Raw genomic sequence first — 2,349 nt, forward strand, 5'->3', positions numbered from 1 at the left:
GGACGATGCAGTCTGGGTGCCCAGCGTATTCACCAAGAACCGCGAACGCCTGATCAAGCACGATGCAGTGATCGAATTCTTCAACGAAGTACTGTCCATCGCGCAAAAGAAGGATTGGCTTTCCGGCGAACACTTCAGCGTGGACGGCACACTCATTCAGGCTTGGGCCGGCCACAAGAGCTTTGTACGCAAAGACGGCGAGGACGAAGACAACGATGGTGGCAACTTCAAAGGTCGCAAGCGTAGCAACGAAACGCACCAGTCCAAGACCGACCCCGATGCCCGGCTCTACCGTAAAGGCAAAACCGCCAGTGAGTTGCGCTACATGGGCCATACCCTGAGCGACAACCGCCACGGCCTGGTGGTCAGCGCGCTGGTGACAAGTGCTGACGGGCATGCAGAGCGCGAAGCCGCCAAGGTCATGGTCAACGACGCCCGGCAGGTGGTCGACGATGCGAACGTGGAAGTCACCGTGGGCGCGGACAAGGGGTATGACGCGGCCGAGTTCATTGAGGCGTGCCTTGAGATGAGGGTCACGCCCCACGTGGCGCAAAACACCTCCGGGCGACGCTCGGCGGTTCCGGATGAGATCGCCTGCAGCGGGGGTTATGCCATTTCGCAGCAAAAGCGCAAGCTGATCGAACAAGGCTTTGGCTGGGCCAAGACCGTGGGGCGCATGCGTCAGGTGATGGTGCGCGGACTKAAGAAAGTTGACCAGATGTTTGTGTTGAGCATGGCCGCGTACAACTTGGTGCGCATGCGCTCGCTGGGACAAATCCGTCCGCAGTTGCAGTAATCGCGGTAATGAGGCCAGAAACGGGTGCCAAATCATCAAAAAATCGATGAAATGACGCGCAGCTTCCGGATTGTGAAAAATAGGCGGCACATCAACCATAGAGCGGGAAGTCTTGCCGCTTGTGCGGTTAGTACTTCAGCAGCCTGCTAGGTCTGTATGGAGGCTATCAATTGGTAAGTGGTGTGCTGGGATGGAAGTGCAGCCTAGTTGGCCGGAATGGAGCGGGAGACGCTACTTGAATATCTAGTTCGTAGTAGGCGGTGAGGTCGAGACAGCCGGGGAGGGGGCTGGAGATTGATTGGTGAGGCTCAATCCGAGAGGGATTTGGGAGGTGGCCTTTTGTACAGCCGGCGCTTGTGGCATTCTGTTCCGGCAAATAGTCCACCATAGCTGGCCGGCACCAACTGTCCACTTGGTAATAGCTAGGCTGTAATGGGTGGACACTTACGCAGCAATAGCTTACTTGACACTGCGGCCGCTCAGTAAAGAATCCCCGTCGTCACTGAAACAATAAGGGACCAGGCTTGGCAGCCTGTCCATCACTCGCTKGATGAAGCTGAGCTGCTGCACTTTGGCTGTCGCTTACGCGGGCCTTAAGGGCTGGCCTTGGCAGGGGAGCTTTCGGGCCCGCCGCCGTCCATGTGTGCCGGTTTGTCCACGCTGCCCTGTGCGCGGCCCCGATTGAAAGCGGAGGTTGTATGCCTAGTCACACGGCTGCTCCCGAGTCGGTCTGCTCCTGGGACTCCGCAGATCGAGTTATCTCAAGGGAGCGATTACCGCCAAAGCATCTTCGGCTAGATCGTATTCCTGCTGCTGGAAAATACCAAACTCTAATAACGGAATCGACTTGCTGGTTGGCCAACTTTCTCTTGCACGAAATGCTCTCCCAATGAATCCGTTCCGGTTTGGATGGGATCTGCAAGGCGATTTGGGAAACAACGCCCAGAGTCTGGGCGGACCTCCCTTGTGGCAGCGGCTGCGTTTGATTCTTGCTGGTGCAAATGGATAATCAGGCTGGGGACGATTATCGCTCCAATCGAGGGCTGTATGCGGCTCTTGTTTCGCGGAAGCAGCAGTTAGATTTTGCTGCAAGAAATGCTCTGACATCGAGGCCGGGGGGCTCGCTATCTGCGCCTCCGATCCTGCGTAGCCACGTAGTCTAACAGTAGGCGAGTAATGGATCTCCCTATGCGGCGGGCGGGCATAACTAACAGGCGTAGATGAAATTTAATCGATTATCCATGCCAGCTTTGCTCATCAATTTGGTCCAGAGCGTGCCCGGCCTAAGACGGGTCTAGAGGTTGCCACAGACTGATTGCACATCTCGGGGTGCTATACCTACGAACGGAGACAATGGGAGATTCCTTCACTGAAATTACTAACCATATTTTCGACAGTGTAAGAGTTTGCGTCCTTTAAACTTTGTCCGGACAAACGTTGTCGCAAATTATCATCGGACAGTAGTGAAACGACGGAATCTGCGTAGTCTTCGACGTCATCGCTAGCACTTATTAATCCATTTACGCCGTCTTTAAGATAAGCGATCTCTGGGC

Annotated in this window: 2 protein-coding genes; one reads left to right on the plus strand and one right to left on the minus strand. The window is 55.3% G+C overall.

Going from position 1 to position 2,349, the window contains the following annotated elements; translation table 11 throughout:
• Positions 1–796, plus strand: a 796-nt coding sequence (locus AC1DS3_RS37885; protein WP_477129277.1) for an IS5 family transposase, incomplete at its 5' end; no start/stop codon positions are given.
• A gap of 1,338 nt (positions 797–2,134) precedes the next feature.
• On the opposite strand, the gene AC1DS3_RS37890 is transcribed toward AC1DS3_RS37885, so the two are convergent.
• Positions 2,135–2,349: glycosyltransferase (locus tag AC1DS3_RS37890; protein ID WP_477129278.1), on the minus strand; the 215-nt coding region annotated here is incomplete at its 5' end.

It is taken from the genome of Cupriavidus sp. 01L46 (assembly GCF_056399905.1).